This is a genomic window from Pontibacter silvestris (genome assembly GCF_020907275.1).
In the GTDB taxonomy this organism is placed as follows: domain Bacteria; phylum Bacteroidota; class Bacteroidia; order Cytophagales; family Hymenobacteraceae; genus Pontibacter; species Pontibacter silvestris.
This window is the reverse complement of sequence record NZ_JAJJWI010000007.1, coordinates 140,925-155,803: the sequence shown is the minus strand read 5'-3', so window position 1 is coordinate 155,803 and position 14,879 is coordinate 140,925. Positions and strand designations below refer to the sequence as shown.

Annotated in this window: 14 protein-coding genes; 8 read left to right on the top strand and 6 right to left on the bottom strand. The window is 42.5% G+C overall.

What is annotated here, in order from left to right; genetic code table 11:
* Positions 1-3: 3 nt before the first annotated feature.
* Positions 4-1,206, bottom strand: a complete 1,203-nt coding sequence (locus LN995_RS08400) for a glycosyltransferase family 4 protein (protein WP_229960278.1) — start codon at positions 1,204-1,206, stop codon at positions 4-6.
* Between the two features lie 35 nt (positions 1,207-1,241).
* Entirely contained in the window at positions 1,242-2,234 is a 993-nt protein-coding gene (gene gldB / locus LN995_RS08395; protein WP_229960276.1) for a gliding motility lipoprotein GldB, read from the bottom strand.
* Between the two features lie 73 nt (positions 2,235-2,307).
* Here gldB and LN995_RS08390 point away from each other — a divergent pair, with 73 nt between their 5' ends.
* On the top strand, positions 2,308-2,976 hold the full coding sequence (locus LN995_RS08390) for a porin family protein (RefSeq protein ID WP_229960274.1): 669 nt from the start codon (positions 2,308-2,310) through the stop codon (positions 2,974-2,976).
* 75 nt (positions 2,977-3,051) lie between these two features.
* Here LN995_RS08390 and LN995_RS08385 read toward each other — a convergent pair whose 3' ends face one another.
* The 3 genes from LN995_RS08385 to LN995_RS08375 all read right to left on the bottom strand — a co-directional run bounded on the left by LN995_RS08385 (position 3,052) and on the right by LN995_RS08375 (position 6,093).
* Positions 3,052-4,650 carry an Rne/Rng family ribonuclease gene (locus tag LN995_RS08385; protein ID WP_229960272.1) on the bottom strand — a complete coding sequence of 533 codons (1,599 nt, stop codon included), beginning with the start codon at positions 4,648-4,650 and terminating at the stop codon, positions 3,052-3,054.
* 209 nt (positions 4,651-4,859) lie between these two features.
* Entirely contained in the window at positions 4,860-5,726 is an 867-nt protein-coding gene (locus tag LN995_RS08380; RefSeq protein ID WP_229960270.1) for a tetratricopeptide repeat protein, read from the bottom strand.
* A 61-nt stretch (positions 5,727-5,787) separates the two neighbouring features.
* On the bottom strand, positions 5,788-6,093 hold the full coding sequence (locus tag LN995_RS08375) for an HU family DNA-binding protein (protein WP_229960268.1): 306 nt from the start codon (positions 6,091-6,093) through the stop codon (positions 5,788-5,790).
* Positions 6,094-6,430: 337 nt separating this feature from the next.
* Here LN995_RS08375 and mutY point away from each other — a divergent pair, with 337 nt between their 5' ends.
* The 6 genes from mutY (at position 6,431) to LN995_RS08345 (ending at position 12,753) form a co-directional block, all read left to right on the top strand.
* Positions 6,431-7,525, top strand: a complete 1,095-nt coding sequence (mutY, locus tag LN995_RS08370; RefSeq protein ID WP_229960267.1) for an A/G-specific adenine glycosylase — start codon at positions 6,431-6,433, stop codon at positions 7,523-7,525.
* 118 nt (positions 7,526-7,643) lie between these two features.
* A complete protein-coding gene (locus LN995_RS08365) occupies positions 7,644-8,111 on the top strand; it encodes a single-stranded DNA-binding protein (protein WP_229960265.1) in 468 nt (155 codons plus the stop codon).
* A 27-nt stretch (positions 8,112-8,138) separates the two neighbouring features.
* Positions 8,139-9,512, top strand: a complete 1,374-nt coding sequence (gene gldE / locus LN995_RS08360; protein ID WP_229960263.1) for a gliding motility-associated protein GldE — start codon at positions 8,139-8,141, stop codon at positions 9,510-9,512.
* A gap of 37 nt (positions 9,513-9,549) precedes the next feature.
* Positions 9,550-10,086: a gliding motility lipoprotein GldD gene (gene gldD / locus LN995_RS08355; RefSeq protein ID WP_449581091.1), complete on the top strand. Its 537-nt coding sequence runs from the start codon at positions 9,550-9,552 to the stop codon at positions 10,084-10,086.
* 112 nt (positions 10,087-10,198) lie between these two features.
* A complete protein-coding gene (gene recG, locus LN995_RS08350; RefSeq protein ID WP_229960260.1) occupies positions 10,199-12,298 on the top strand; it encodes an ATP-dependent DNA helicase RecG in 2,100 nt (699 codons plus the stop codon).
* 68 nt (positions 12,299-12,366) lie between these two features.
* Entirely contained in the window at positions 12,367-12,753 is a 387-nt protein-coding gene (locus tag LN995_RS08345) for an acyl-CoA thioesterase (protein WP_229960258.1), read from the top strand.
* A gap of 121 nt (positions 12,754-12,874) precedes the next feature.
* Here the strand turns inward: LN995_RS08345 and LN995_RS08340 are convergent, their stop codons facing one another.
* Positions 12,875-13,072, bottom strand: coding sequence for a hypothetical protein (locus LN995_RS08340; RefSeq protein ID WP_229960256.1), 198 nt, complete (start codon positions 13,070-13,072; stop codon positions 12,875-12,877).
* A gap of 328 nt (positions 13,073-13,400) precedes the next feature.
* Between LN995_RS08340 and LN995_RS08335 the strand changes: the two genes are divergently transcribed.
* Positions 13,401-14,867 (top strand): hypothetical protein, encoded by a 1,467-nt coding sequence (locus tag LN995_RS08335; protein ID WP_229960254.1) that lies wholly within the window; start codon positions 13,401-13,403, stop codon positions 14,865-14,867.
* Positions 14,868-14,879: the final 12 nt, after the last annotated feature.

Genomic DNA, 14,879 nt, shown 5'->3' with positions numbered 1-14,879 from the left:
AACTTACCTTTGTTGATACACGTTCAGCATTATTTGTTCTGCCTCTTTGGCTAAGTTCTGCCGGTCAAACTGTTTAAAAGCAAGTACTTTACCTCTTGCTCCGGCAGCGATCAGCTCATCCGGCTTATTAAAAATATTTTTGATGAGCTCAGCCAGTACAGCAGGCTTTTCTGCAGGAACATACCAGCCACAGCTATACTTTTCCACAAAGCTTTTTGTCCAGCCGAGATTAGTGACTATAACAGGAGTACCACAGGCCAGGCTATCATAAAACTTACCTGGCGAGTTAGTCGCCAGTACAGGCAAGTTATTAAAAGAAACTAAAGATAAGTCTGCTAACTGAAAGAGCTTAAACACATCTGGCCTTGGCTGCGGGGGAAGTAGAAGCACATTAGGTAAACGCTCCGCCAATTCCTGCAACTGGTGCTCATAATAGCCGCTACCCGTCAATAAAAATCTAATAGATGGATGATCGGCTAGTGCCTCAGCAGCTTGTATAAGCGAAGGGATATCATTGGCACGGCCATACGTGCCGGCATAGAGTACTGCATGCTTTCCCTGGAGATTAAGTTTATTCCGAAGTTCTTCTACTTCCTCTGCCCTTACCGCCTTTACCAGGTCTAAATCTGTGCCATTTACAATAGTTGAAATCTTTTCTCTGCTGATTCCCTGTGCTGCCACATAGTCCGTCATGTCCTTCGATAAAGTAATGATATGACCAGCACTCTTATAAAGTTTAAGCTCCAGGTTGTACAGTCTTTGTTGGAGCCATCGGTTTTTTACAGCCCCCATTTCTATAGGAAAGCTAGGCCAAAGGTCCTGCACCTCAAATACCCAAGGCACTTTGCGCCATTTGGCTACCTGTGCGGCAACCCATGGTGTAGACAGCGGAGTGGATATGCCCCAGATTAAGTCTGTTTGTGGTATATTCATGCCTTTGAGCATTCCATACCCGGCGTACCTTGCAAAAGATATGGAACGCTCCATAGTGCCCATACTATTCTTGTAGGGTATATTTTGCTCATACAGCTTCACACCTACAGGTGCCCAGTTATAGTTATCAGAAATCTTCAACTGCCGCCAGGCACTGCTTGTGATCAGGCTAACCTCATGCCGCTCCGCCAGATATTCCAGAAACGTATAATGCCTGCAAGTGGCAGGGCAGTCGGGGTTGTGGTGGTGCTGATTAAAAACAGTAATATGCATGTAGCGCGCTTATACCTATATAACTGTGGAGACAATCACCGCTTCTGCGGTCTGTACTTTGATTGATCAAATATCTTCTGAAAGTCTGTCTCGGCCATTAGCTGAGGTAGCGTTACTTCAGGGTGGCGGTTCATATAAGCCTTAACAATTTGCCAGCCTACCCACACTCCAATACGCCCCGGAGCAGTAGCGTCTATCTCTGGTGTGTTTGGCCGCTCGCCCATGTACTTCTGCAGCAGGAAAGGAGCTTTTTCATACAACAGGCTCTTTTCAAGAAAATGTGCCCATATTTTGTCTTCGTTGTAGTAAACGCCCTCTATCTCCTTTGAGCTGTACCCAATAATAAGCGAATCAGGAGTACAGGGCATTACAGCTTGTGCAAAATAATAGGATTTGCCTGCACTTACCATTTCAGCCAACAGACTTCTCTCTAGGAAATTGGTTTTATTAAAACGGTTAGAAAGCAGAAGCATAGCAGTTGGTACCATGTTCGGCCTTTCGTAGCGGCGTAGGATATATTCATAAGCGTCGGGCCTATAGCTAGCTTCTTTACCAATAAAGAAATCGACTCCAAATACCCAAAGACTATCTGATACTAATAAATCCTGGCTCAATCCGGAAACGAAGGTCTTAACCTCAGGAACATTAAAATCAGGATAATGGTATTTAACCACCTTAAAAGCTGTCTCCAACTGCTGCTCCTCTTTGTCCATGTTCTCAAACTTTTGTTCAGCCTCTCCGGCTAAATTGCGCAACTCATTATTCGTTGCCAAACCATACAGAGAATTAACTAATACCGTATCAGAAGGGTACTGAGCTAACTGCAGGAACTTGTCAGCAAAAAGAGGATTGTTGTTTAAAAAATGAGAAATATCTTCTTTGGAATCGGCTTTAAAGAAAGGCTTCTCTAGACGCTCGATTTTAACATCTACAGATACATTAGAGATTTCGGAAGGCAAGTCACAGTTGTCGTTCTGGCAACCGATCAGGAGCAGAAGAGTTGCTAGTATGAGTAATCTATAATACATTCGCTTGTTTTATACAAAAATAAAGGGTTGTTACGTATTAGGATAACACTAAAGAAGCAAAATAATTTTACTTATGAAGAAACTTACACTTTTAATGCTCTTTTTAGGCTTTGGGTTCACAGCAATGGCACAGATTGAAATAGGACTTCAGATTTCGCCTACCATTACCGGAAACCGTTTCATAGCAGAAAACAGGTACAACTTTGATAATGAGAGTAACACCCTTCGCCTTGGTGTAGGCGTTATAGCTGATTACTTCTTTGCTCAGAACTATGCCTTTAGCACTGGGCTTCATTATCGAAGCAAAGGCGGAGACATAAGCTACAGCTACACCCGTACAACTGGTACAGGCTCAGAAACACTTTCAGGGCAGGATGATATAACGGTGCAATACTTAGAGATACCTGTATCACTAAAGCTTTTTACTAACGAAGTAGCTCCCGGAGCTATTTTATATTTCCAGGTGGGAGGCTCATTAAATACTAAAGTTGCAGCTCAGGTTAATGATCAGAAAGTGATTAACGGCGAAAAGGCCATTAAACGCTTCAACATATTTGAGGCTGATGCCATACTGGGCGGCGGGGCCGAATTTCAAATGGGCCAAAGCACCAAGCTGTTTGTTGGCCTGACTTACCACCGGGGCCTCTCAGATATAGATGATTATTATGAAGATCTTTTAGGCGATAGTAATATCGGACTAAAGAACAGCAGTGTGTCGCTTGACTTTGGTATTAAATTCTAAATCCTATAATTCCCCTCTTAAACGAAAAAGCCGCTGCCAAATGAATGACAGCGGCTTTTTCGTTTAGAATATATATTATTCAACTTCTGTATTTTGTACGCCTGTTCCTTCTGCAAAGGCGGCTCGTAATTCAATTTCTTCGCCCCGGGCATCTATCACAGTAAATTCTGTCAGGCCCAGCGAAGTATCTTTTACAAGACTTATCCACTTAAAATACTTAAAGAACCACTGCATCTGTTTAGAATATATACCTTTTGTATAGTAGGTGTACACAAACGGATGCACATACAGGGTTAAGCTCTTATGGTTATGGCTCGTCAGCAGATCATCTATCGCTGCTTCAATTTCGTCTGTTACCAGAATACTGGCTGTTATTTTTCCGGTGCCGTTACATGTCGGGCAAACTTCACCGGTTATAATATTTTGCTCAGGTCTTACACGTTGACGAGTAATCTGCATAAGGCCGAATTTTGAGATTGGAAGAACTGTAGACTTCGATCGGTCTCTTTTCAATTCCTCTTTAACAACCTCATATACTTTCTGGCGGTTTTCTACTGACTTCATATCAATGAAGTCTATTACAATTATACCACCTATATCCCGGAGGCGAAGCTGACGCGCTACTTCTTTGGCAGCCATCATATTTACATGCAGCGCCGTGCCCTCCTGATCGGTTTCAGTATTAGATTTGTTTCCACTGTTCACATCAACCACATGCAGCGCCTCTGTGTGCTCTATTACCAGGTAACCGCCACCTGGTATGGTTACAGTTTTACCAAAGGCTGCCTTTAATTGCTTCTCAATGTGGAAGTGTTCAAAGGTTTTCGTTTTGCCGGTGTAATGCTTCAGAATACTTAATTTATCCGGAGCAATGCTACCGATGTATGTCTTGATCTCTTCATATAGTTGGACATCGTCTACTACTATGTTGTCAAAACTCTCGTTCAATAAATCTCTCAAAATGGAAGAAGAACGACCCAGCTCACCTATGACTTTGTCACTAGGTTTAGCTGTCTTCAACGTTTTAAAACCCTCTTCCCAGTTAGTGAGCATATTGCGCAGGTCTCTATCGAGCTCTGCCACATCACGCCCTTCAGCCACAGTCCTTATAATCACGCCGAAGTTTTCGGGTTTGATAGATGTTATCAAACGCTTCAGGCGTGTGCGTTCTTCTTTGCTGACGATTTTCTTAGATACGCTTACCGTGTTTGAAAACGGCACGAGTACCAGATATCGTCCGGCCAAAGAGAGTTCGCAGGAAAGGCGCGGGCCTTTTGTAGAAATAGGTTCTTTTACAATCTGGACTAACAGCTGCTGCCCTTTTTTAAGGACATCAGCTACTTTGCCAAGCTTGTCTATCTCAGGCTCAAATTTTAACTGGTTGAGTTTAGGAGAAGCGTTCTTCTGTGTCTGTGCTACTTTTACAAACTTATTAAGCGTTCTAATATTGGCACCTAAATCATGGTAATGCAGAAAAGCATCTTTTTGGTAACCAATATCTATGAAAGCAGCATTTAGGCCTGGCATTACTTTTTTTACAGTACCCAGAAAAATATCACCCACAATATAATTTGTGTCTTTTTTTTCGTAGTGATATTCAACTAGTCTTTTATCCTGTAAAAGCGCAATGCGCTCTCCATCTTGAGTAGAATTGATAATTAATTCGTTACTCAATTTCTCTCAAAAGATTATTTGGATGTATAGACCAAAGCCCACTATTGCAGAAGCAATGTGGGCCTCATAACACGTAGAAGAAATTACTTCTTCTTATGTCTGTTTTTTCTTAGACGCTTCTTTCTCTTGTGTGTAGCGATTTTATGTCTTTTTCTTTTCTTTCCGCAAGGCATAGTCTTGTTGTTTATTTATTTTGATAATTTCTTTTACTAGTTAAGCTTCGCCAGGTACTCATCAGCTGAAGTAGCCAGCGCAGGGTCATCGCTCATGCCTTTTACTTTGTTAAACAAAGCTTTGGCCTCTTCTTGCTGCCCTGTCTCTGCCAACGCTACAGCAAGATAGAACGTTCCCTCTACGTGTTGCGGGTTAACCGAAACCAGGTTTTGGAAGCGTTCCACCGCTTTGTCGTACTGGTTAGACTGCATAGAAAGGATGCCCAGGTTAAACAGCGCCTTTTCATTTTTAGGATCAGCAGTTAAAACCTCCCTTAGCAGTACAATACCCTGCATTGGATTTGTGGTGGCAATATACGTCATCGCCACATTAGTTTTAGCATTTAGCTCCGAAGGGTTGTTTTTTAGTACCTGCTCATACATAGTACGCGCTTTGGCACCCATTTCGTTAGCTCTCTCCTGCGTTGCAGCAAATGTAAATGCCTCATAATATGCATCACCGGCTTTCTTGTAACTGTTCTCGCCTGGTCTGGCTTTAGCAGCAACTTCATAAAAATATCCGGCACTATCATATTTATTGACTGTAGCATAAGCTGCCGCAAGCTCCGTAGCTAACCTTGTACGTGATTGCGCATCAGCAGCTTTCTTGTACTGAGCTCTTACAGTAGCAAGTTCCATTAACTGGTCGGGAGTGGCTGTCATGTGAGCCTCAACGGCCGTTCCTTCCGTTGCGCCATGGTCATGCCCGTCATCCTCAGAGTGGTTTGCTGGCGTAGCTGCAGCTTCCTGATTCTCAGCAATTGCGCCCTTATCTTCTTTGTTAACAACTACTTTAGGCAAAAAGAACATGGCCGCTGCCAAAGCGATTGCTACAACAACTATCAGTATTTGAGACCGAGACATTATTCTTTTTACCTAAATGATTGTTAAAAAATTAAATTAGAACAGCAAAGATACAAAAGAATTAAGAATGAGCTAGTTCTTTGATCTTTTTGCTGTTTTTGATCTTCTGGATGAATGTCTTAGACGGCTTGAAACTTGGAATGAAGTGCTCGTCGATGATGATAGAAGTATTCTTAGAGATGTTACGAGCTACCTTCTTAGCACGCTTCTTGTTTACGAAGCTACCGAAACCTCTCACATAGATGTTATTTCCATCGGCCATAGAGTCTTTCACTACTTTGAAAAACGCCTCAATTGTAGCCTGTACATCAGCCTTATCAATTCCTGTTTTATCAGCAACTTCTGATATTACTTCTGCTTTAGTCACTTTCTTAGATTTTTATAAATTAATAATAAGTTAATTTCTACCTCAGAAAAAAGCCTGCGTGGACACCAACACCTGATTTTTCGGGGCACAAAGGTAGTTCTACTTTTCGATAAGTAAAAGCTTTAGGGCTAAATTATTACAGTTTTTCGATCAAGTATTTTAGCCTGTATATCGTGATATTTCACAATACTCGTGCCATGTTTTCCCACACCTAACGTGGTATCTCCACTTATATTTTAGTAATCCATATAGACTTTTTCATCTGCCATGGTATCAAACAAAACCCTAATTTTGGCTGTTCCTTTAACCTCACCATTTGTAATCCGCTGTTGAAAATATGCAAACTGTAGCTCCATCTTATTTTTCAGACACACTTATTAACTGGTACGAAAAAAACAGGCGTACTTTACCCTGGCGTGATACCACAAACCCTTACTATATATGGCTATCGGAGGTAATTTTGCAGCAAACCCGTGTAAATCAAGGCCTGCCGTACTACCTTAAATTTATGAAAGCTTACCCTCAGGTTAAAGACCTGGCAGCTGCTCCAGAAGACGAAGTGTTGCGGTTGTGGCAAGGACTCGGTTACTATTCAAGGGCCCGCAACATGCACCACACCGCCAAGCTTATAGTAGAGCAATACAACGGTCAGTTCCCCAACACTTATACAGAGCTTCTGAAATTAAAGGGAGTAGGCAATTACACAGCAGCAGCCATCGCATCTTTTGCTTTCAAGGAACAAGTAGCTGTGCTGGATGGCAATGTTTTCCGTGTACTCTCCCGCATGTTCGGTATAACAGAAGACATTGCGGCTCTGGCATCCCGTAAAGTTTTCCAGCAGTTGGCAGACACGTTAGTGCCAGCCAGTTCTCCTGACACTTACAACCAGTCTATCATGGAGTTTGGTGCTATACAGTGCACTCCTGTTATGCCAGACTGCCTTTTTTGCCCACTGCAGCAAAGCTGTTTTGCCTTTACCCATGGCATGGTGCAGGAACTGCCAGTAAAGTCTAAGGCTAAAGCTGCGCGGCCCCGCTTTTTCCATTATGTTGTACTGGAGTACCAGGGGCAATATTATATGCGTAAGCGGCTGGAGGGCGACATCTGGCAGGGGCTTTATGACTTCTATTTATATGAGAGCGACACCAAAACCCTACCGTCGGACCAGCTTCTGCAAGAGCTTTCTGATGCAGGGCTGGGTGTTCAGGACCTGCTGCAACAGCCTCCTGCAAAAGATTATAAGCATATTTTAAGTCACCAAAAAATTACAGCACGCTTTTATCTTATAAAGCTTAAATCTCGTTTAAAAGAAAAAGTGGTTCAGGAAACAAGATTAGGCCTTTATAACGTTGAAGAGATAGAAAATTTACCAAAGCCTGTACTCATCAGTAGCTATTTGAAAGATGTTAGGATTTTAGTAAATTTGATATAGTGAACCATTCGACAGACGAAAGCATTATGCAGTTTAATGCGCAATGCAATAATATTATAAGATACTAATACGCTCTGTCGTACATTTGTAACAAAATAAAAACTATAAGGACACATAAATGGCAAGTGTTAACAAAGCAATTTTAATTGGAAATTTAGGAAAAGACCCGGAAGTACGTCATTTAGAAGGCGGCGTGGCTGTAGCCCGTTTCCCTATTGCAACTTCTGAATCGTATAAAGATAAAAACGGCCAGAAACAGGAAAGAACAGAGTGGCATAACATTGTGCTTTGGCGCGGTTTAGCTGAAGTAGCAGAAAAGTACCTGCGCAAGGGCCAATCTGTTTTTATTGAAGGTAGAATCCGTACGAACAACTACCAGGACAAAGACGGCATTCAGCGTTACAGCACTGAGATTGTTGCTGACAACATGACCATGCTTGGTGGCCGTAGCGACAATGGCAGTAATGGAGGCGGCAATTATCAGGATGCTTCCAGCTCCGGCAGCAACTTTGGCGGAACTGCAACAGCATCTTCAGGCAATGCCTCTGCCTTTCAGAACGACGAGCCAGACGACCTGCCGTTCTAAAAGCATGTTTCACTAAACTGAATTATTTTGGAAAGTATTGATTCCGGCGACCCCTTTAGTTATAGTTTACTTCAACTATACCAAGGAACCTCCGCTTTACTCAGAATTGAATATTTAGCGGCAATAATTGCCTGCTTTCTTCTTTTGTTGCTCTCTGCCCTCACTTCAGGGGCAGAGGCCGCATATTTCTCCCTCTCAGAAGAAGAACTGGTTCGTTTTCAGAAAAGTAATAAAAAGCCTGAAAACCGTGTTTACCAGCTCTTACAGAACCCTCGCAAGCTCTTAAGCACCCTGCTTATCATAAACAACGGTATCAATGTGAGCATCATTACATTGCTGGCCTATGTTGCCTGGCAGGTTTTCAACACTACTACTTTACCGGCAGGGGTGTTCATCTGCTGTATGCTTGCGGCTACGTTCTTTCTGGTTTTCTTTGGGGAGGTATTACCGAAAGTTTATTCTCATGAAAGACGTTTGCTTATCACAAAGCGAACGTCAGGCTTAATCAATATTACACAGCGCCTGGTAAGTCCGTTGTCGTGGCTGCTTTTGTCTATCAGCGAGTTTATTGAGAACCGCTATGCATTAAGAAGTTACCATCATACCATTGAGGAATTACATCATAGCCTTGATATGGCCCTTACGAATGAGGAAACCTCTCCGGAGGAACGAAAAATTTTAAGGGGCGTGGTCAACTTTGGCTCTATTTCTGTAAAACAAATTATGCGCCCTCGTGTGGATGTTGTTGCATTCAGCACAAAGTCCACACTACCTGAGCTGCTTCCGGAGATAGTGAAATGGGGTTATTCACGCGTGCCGGTTTACGCTGAAAGCATAGATAAAATAGAAGGAATTCTTTATATAAAAGACTTGTTACCTTACCTGGGCGAGAGTGCTGATTTCAACTGGCAAAAGCTTGTGCATCAGCCGCTGTATGTACCAGATACAAAACGTATTGCGGACCTTTTCCAGGACTTTAAGGAAAAGCATGTACACATGGCCATTGTAGTAAATGAATATGGAAACACCTCCGGACTTCTGACGCTTGAGGACGTGATAGAGGAGATTGTGGGTGAGATAAATGATGAGTTTGACGATGATGATGATATTATCTATTCTCAACTGGATGAAAATACCTTTATCTTTGATGGTAAAACGTCGCTGCACGACCTTTGTAAAATTGCAGAAATTCCTTTTGACTCTTTTAACGAGATAAAAGGAGACAATGAGACAGTGGCTGGTTTAATGCTTGCTGTCTTCTCCAGAATTCCACGTGTAGGTGAAGATGTGTCTTACGACCGCTTCCACTTTGTGGTAGAGTCGGCGGACTCTAAACGTGTAAAACGAGTAAAAATTAATGTCGCAAGCAAAAAAGAGCAGTATTATAACCAAGTTGGTTAGCCTCAGAGTTTTTTTAGGGCTCGGCCTGGTTACCGCCATGGTGGCATGCAGCGAAGACTATACGCCAAAGCGCAAAGGCTATAATCGCATAGACCTGCCGGCACAAACATATCAGCCTTTACAGGAAGAGCACCCTTACACATTTGAGTATTCGCAGCACGCGAAAATAAGGCCTGACTCTTCTTCTATTGCACAGCCGCACTGGATAAACATTATCTATCCTTCGCTGGGAGCAAACGTGCAGCTAACCTACAAGTCTATCCACAATAGCAATAAGATGCTGAACGACCTGATAGAAGATGCACGCAGATTAACAGCTAAGCACCAAATAAAGGCTTACTCTATAGAAGAAACAGAAGTAAAAACGCCTCAAGGCGATATTGCTTCTGTTTTTGAGCTGACAGGTGAAGTGCCAAGCCAGTTTCAGTTCTATGTAACTGATTCTACTGAGCATTTCCTGCGTGGCGCACTGTACTTTAGAACAGCCACACAAAACGACTCCCTGGCACCTATAATAGACTTTGTAAAGAAAGATATTATACACCTCCTGAATACACTGGAGTGGAAGGAATAATCTTCACAGGAAACGCAGAACAGAAAGGACAAAAGACTTTATCACCAGATATGAAAGTCTTTTGTCCTTTCTCTTTTATCTTTGTACTATAGATAAATACTAGCCAAAGACATTGAACAACTTCTTCCATACGAAGATTGAATTTTTAAAAGGCGTAGGGCCGATGCGGGCGGAGCTGTTGCAGAAAGAGCTGCAGATCTTCACCTACGGCGATCTGATTCAGCACTACCCTTTCCGCTACCTCGATCGCACACAGTTCTACAAAATTCGGGAGCTGGATGAAAGCATGCCTTACGTGCAGGTGCGTGGGCGTATACGCGGGAAAGAGCTGATCGGTGAGGGCCGAAAGCAACGCTTAGCTGCTACATTGGTAGATGAAAATGGTGATGAGATGGACTTGGTGTGGTTTAAGGGCGTAAAGTGGATGCAGAAAACGCTGAAAAACCATACTGATTACATAGTGTTTGGCAAGCCGACATCTTTCAATGGCAAGTTCAACATGGCTCACCCGGAGTTGGAGGAGTTAAGCGAGGAGAAGCAAACGACAGCTTTTCTGCAGCCAGTCTACCATACTACCGAAAAGCTAAAGGCTCACCGCATCGACAGCAAAGTTATTAGCAAGATGATGGAGATGCTGTTGAAAGTAGCAGTACCTAACATACAAGAATCACTGTCGCCTGAACTAATTGAACATTACCGCCTGATAGACAAGTGCAATGCGCTTATTAACATACATTTCCCTGAAACAGTGGAAAAGTATAACAAAGCAAAGTTCAGGCTTAAGTTTGAAGAATTATTCTACATACAGCTCCGCCTGTTTCGCCAGAAAGTAGTGCGTAAAGCAGATCTAAAGGGGCAAATATTCAGGCAGGTACCTACGCTTACCGAGTTTTACAAAAATCACCTCACCTTCGACCTTACTAATGCGCAAAAGCGGGTAGTAAAGGAAATTTATAGCGATTTAACTTCTGGTAAACAGATGAACCGCCTACTTCAGGGCGATGTAGGCTCCGGAAAAACAATAGTTGCCTTTATTACCATGCTTATTGCCGCCGACAATGGTGCGCAATCAGTATTAATGGCACCTACCGAAATTCTGGCCGATCAGCACTATGTTGGTTTGAAGCAATTTGCCGATAGCTTAGGTATAAACATCGGTAAACTGACAGGCTCTTCCAAGGCAAAGGAGCGCAGGGTATTGCATGAGCAGTTGCAGTCTGGCGAGATAAAAATGATTGTGGGCACACATGCACTGCTAGAGGATGTAGTACAGTTCCAGAACCTGGGCCTTTGCATTGTAGATGAGCAGCATCGTTTTGGTGTGGAGCAGCGTTCTAAGCTGTGGCGCAAGAACCCTCATGTCATCCCGCACGTGCTCGTTATGACAGCTACACCTATACCCCGTACGCTGGCTATGACGCTTTATGGTGACCTTGATGTGTCGGTGATCGATGAGCTGCCTGCGGGTCGTAAAGAGATTATTACCACCCACCGCTTCGACAGCCATCGCCTACGGGTCTTTCAGTTTGTCAGAGACCAGATAAAACTGGGCCGCCAGGTGTACATTGTATACCCGCTCATTGAAGAGTCGGAGCAGATGGAGAATTATAAAGACCTGATGGACGGCTATGAGAGCGTACAACGTGCTTTCCCTGAATTTAAAATAAGCATGGTGCACGGTAAAATGAAGGCACAGGATAAGGATTACGAAATGCAGCGCTTCGTAAAGAACGAGACGCAGATTATGGTGGCTACTACCGTGATTGAGGTAGGTGTAAATGTACCCAACGCCTCGGTGATGATAATAGAAAGTGCTGAACGATTTGGCTTATCGCAGTTGCATCAGCTACGCGGCCGTGTAGGCCGTGGTGCTGACCAGAGCTATTGTATCCTGATGACTGGCTATAAGCTGAGCAAAGACAGCAAGACGAGGCTGGAGACGATGGTACGCACCAACAACGGCTTTGAGATTGCAGATATAGATTTGAAGCTCCGGGGGCCAGGCGACTTAATGGGAACGCAACAAAGTGGCGTGCTGGATTTACTTATTTCTGACCTAGCAAAAGATGCTCCTATACTGCAGGAGGCAAGGGCAGCGGCGCAAAAGGTACTAAATGAAGACCCACAGTTAGAGCAACCACAGAACCAAAACATCCGCCGACACATTCAATCGTTAAGTGTTAATACAGTTAACTGGAGCCGCATCAGTTAATTTTATAGTTTCTTACAGGCAGAGCATTACCTTTGCCTGTATTCATACTCTACAACATAAGCGTAATCATGGATCTACAGGAAAAGATAAATCAATCTGAAACACGAATCTTTAAAGCAGTTTTCCCTAACACAACCAACCATTACGATACACTCTTTGGCGGAACTGCCATGCAACTGATGGATGAGGTAGCTTTTATCACAGCCACCCGCTTTTGCCGAAAAAGAGTTGTTACCATATCATCTGATAAAATAGATTTCACTAAGCCTATACCAGCAGGAACCATTATAGAACTAATTGGTAGAGTAGTTAGTGTAGGAAATACCAGCATGAAAGTGCAGGTTGAGATTTTTATTGAAGAGATGTATTCTGAAACGAGGTTGAAGGCGGTAAATGGAACATTTACCTTTGTTGCGATTGATGAGCATAAGAAGCCGACCTCAATTCTGGGCTAAGCAGGGCTAAAGTTGCCAGCAGGTTTAGTCCTGGTCTATAAAAGTTAACTTAGTTAATACTTAGAAGGTGCAACAAAGGCAAAAATAGCTAAACTGATTGCTGCTTTTTCAATAAAGGAGATTAGTAAATAGTCTTTCTGTTTTGCTTCTCTCCTTCCTCTTCTCTCTTATCTAAATCGCCAATGTAACTACTGCTGTGGAAGCGAGCTTCTGTTTTGGGATCTGGCTCAATTACAGCAGCTACTACTTCTTTTTCTTTAGCATATCTACTGATAATCAGTAATGCTCCACAAGCAAAAACTTTAAGTAAAACCTTCATAGTAAAATATGCATGCATGATGTTTTGCCAAACCCGGCTACATCTAATTGTACTACTAATTTGTAAAGTAGTTACAGATTGCAGTACTTTTCTAGTAAATAAACAGTTTTAGTTAACGGTCATATTAAAATAACTAGTAATTGAAAATCAGTATTATTCATCTATACACATACATATCTTTAGTTAAGCTATGAAAGAATACTGCTTTCTGAGCATAACAAGTTCCACGCGAAACAATAGCACAAATTATATGTAATTGTATAGCATGACATGGCTCATATTACGTTTAATACACTTTTAAACGATGTCCTGACATAACCAACGACCTGTGAACAAGCTGTATTTACTCCCCCTTCTGTTGTTAAACTTGCTGTGGGCAGGGCCTTTGTTAGTACAGGCTCAATCTAAAACACTAGCTTCTGTTCCTTTTAGCTATCTGCCTGGCAAGTCAGAGGATGGCTATAATAAACGAGTAGAACATAAAACATTACCACTAAGCAATAGTGAGTTTATCCTGCTAAGCAGACAATCTGCTGACACATATGCCGTAGTAAAATATAATACCAATCTTAAAAAGATTTGGGAAGCCCCGCTAGCGCTTTCCAAACCTGAAACCATCGAGGCTTTTATCTCTACTAAAGATGCCGCTGTAGTGATAACACACACCGAAGCCACGCAAGGAAAACAGCAGTTATATGCTTACCGCATCACGTTAAACGATGGTAAAGTACAGGAGAAAGTTCTGCTGTTGGAAGCTCCGGCAAAGTCAAGAAGAGCAGGTGTTGCCGCCTCACCTGATGGAACTAAATTGCTTGCTTTCCGGTACCACAGCAATTCCAATATGCAGATACAGGATATTAGCGGAGTTATTTATGACGATGCTTTAGCTCCGATAAAAGAAGCCAGTTATAACTTGTCAGACATACCAGCCATACTGACGGCAGATGTACAGGTAAACAATACAGGTGAGCAGTACATCAGCCTGATTTCAGATAATATGAACCGCCTGACAGTGCGCCAGTACAACCTCCTTAACAAAGAAGTTAAAGTAATGTCTGTGTTAGTGGGAGGTGTTTTTGATGGGCAGAAAGTATACATTCAGGACAGCAAGTTTTCACTAATGCCAGATAACACGCTATATGGAGCTGTTTTTACAGCAAGCGAAGCTACGGGGCAGTATTATAGCTTAAAAGCTGTAAGATTTGATTTTGAAACTGAAGACATGGTGTTTGCAGAAGAATTTAAATTCACACCAACATACCTTGCTAAGATTAATGCCGCCGATAAAAGCAAAGGACCTAAACCTGAACAATTGGAGGACATTTACTTGTCAGACCTGTTTTTAACACCTGAACAAAAGCTGGTTGTACTTGCTGAGAAGAAGTATACAGAAGGCGGAGAAAACACGCCCTATTATGCTAAAGAACTTTACCTTTTCGGTTATGATGAATACATGAATTCTACCTGGAGCTCTGTGTTGATGAAAAACCAAAAAGCACCTGCCAGCGAAGCTTTTGACGCTATATCATACAATGCTTTTGTAAATGGAAATACCCTTGACCTACTGACAAAGGAAGAGCTTAAAGGTAAAAATGACTTGTACTTACACCGCATTAATGTTGCTAGTGGCGCAGCTACAGATCCTCAACCACTAGACCTTAATGTGGTAAAGGATAAAAACATAGCTTATGTAAAAGAATTTACTGCCTGGCTAACTGATAAGAATATAATAACTGTGGTACGCACAGCCAAAGAGGCAAAGGAATTGCAGCTCAGTCACATATTGATTAAATAGCCACAAACAGAA

Bases quoted from the DNA above. Each gene is read 5' to 3' on its own strand.
- LN995_RS08400 (WP_229960278.1), bottom strand. From the start codon at position 1,206: ATGCATATTACTGTTTTTAATCAGCACCACCACAACCCCGACTGCCCT.
- LN995_RS08345 (WP_229960258.1), top strand. From the start codon at position 12,367: ATGGATCTACAGGAAAAGATAAATCAATCTGAAACACGAATCTTTAAA.
- LN995_RS08380 (WP_229960270.1), bottom strand. From the start codon at position 5,726: ATGTCTCGGTCTCAAATACTGATAGTTGTTGTAGCAATCGCTTTGGCA.
- gldB (WP_229960276.1), bottom strand. From the start codon at position 2,234: ATGTATTATAGATTACTCATACTAGCAACTCTTCTGCTCCTGATCGGT.
- gldD (WP_449581091.1), top strand. From the start codon at position 9,550: ATGGTGGCATGCAGCGAAGACTATACGCCAAAGCGCAAAGGCTATAAT.
- mutY (WP_229960267.1), top strand. From the start codon at position 6,431: ATGCAAACTGTAGCTCCATCTTATTTTTCAGACACACTTATTAACTGG.
- LN995_RS08340 (WP_229960256.1), bottom strand. From the start codon at position 13,072: ATGAAGGTTTTACTTAAAGTTTTTGCTTGTGGAGCATTACTGATTATC.
- LN995_RS08390 (WP_229960274.1), top strand. From the start codon at position 2,308: ATGAAGAAACTTACACTTTTAATGCTCTTTTTAGGCTTTGGGTTCACA.
- LN995_RS08365 (WP_229960265.1), top strand. From the start codon at position 7,644: ATGGCAAGTGTTAACAAAGCAATTTTAATTGGAAATTTAGGAAAAGAC.